2 protein-coding genes are annotated in these 460 nt (G+C 68.7%); one reads left to right on the top strand and one right to left on the bottom strand.

The features are described 5' to 3' along the window. Positions 1-188 (top strand): hypothetical protein (locus RM844_RS32600; protein WP_311671051.1); only part of this gene is annotated, 188 nt, incomplete at its 5' end. Positions 189-211: 23 nt separating this feature from the next. Here RM844_RS32600 and RM844_RS32595 read toward each other — a convergent pair. Beyond that, the coding region (locus tag RM844_RS32595) for a lamin tail domain-containing protein (RefSeq protein WP_311671050.1) at positions 212-460 on the bottom strand (249 nt) is incomplete at its 5' end.

The raw sequence follows: 460 nt of genomic DNA, 5'->3' as shown, positions 1-460 counted from the left end.
AGGAACTCTTCGGGCGGCTGTGGACCAACACCGACGATCTGGACCGCACGGTCGTCAAGGGCGTCCTCGCGGGCACCTACCGCTGGCTGGAGGACGGCATCGTCGACCCCTCGGGGGAGGGCCCGTGGATCGCGGCGACCGACCCAGGGCCCTCCGAGAAGGAGAACGCGCACCGCGCGATCCGGTGAACGCCCCCCGGCGGCGGGTGCCGTCAGCAGTACGTGTCGCTGGGGTCCCGGGTCGTCCAGGAGCAGGAGTCGGCCTTGCCGCCGCTCGCCTTGAGCAGCGTCGCCGTGTCGCTGGTGTTGTTCCAGACGTACGCGGCCCGGTTCTGGAACGTGTTCGACGCGGTGTCCGAGCCCTTGCCGGTCCGTACCTTCAGGGTCTTGCCGGCGCCGATCTTGATGTTCTTGAAGGTGTAGCGGTGGTTCGAGGCGTCCTTGAGGACCCAGCCCTTCAG

Source organism: Streptomyces chisholmiae, assembly GCF_031845445.1.
In the GTDB taxonomy this organism is placed as follows: domain Bacteria; phylum Actinomycetota; class Actinomycetes; order Streptomycetales; family Streptomycetaceae; genus Streptomyces; species Streptomyces chisholmiae.
This window is presented reverse-complemented; position numbering and strand designations above follow the sequence as displayed.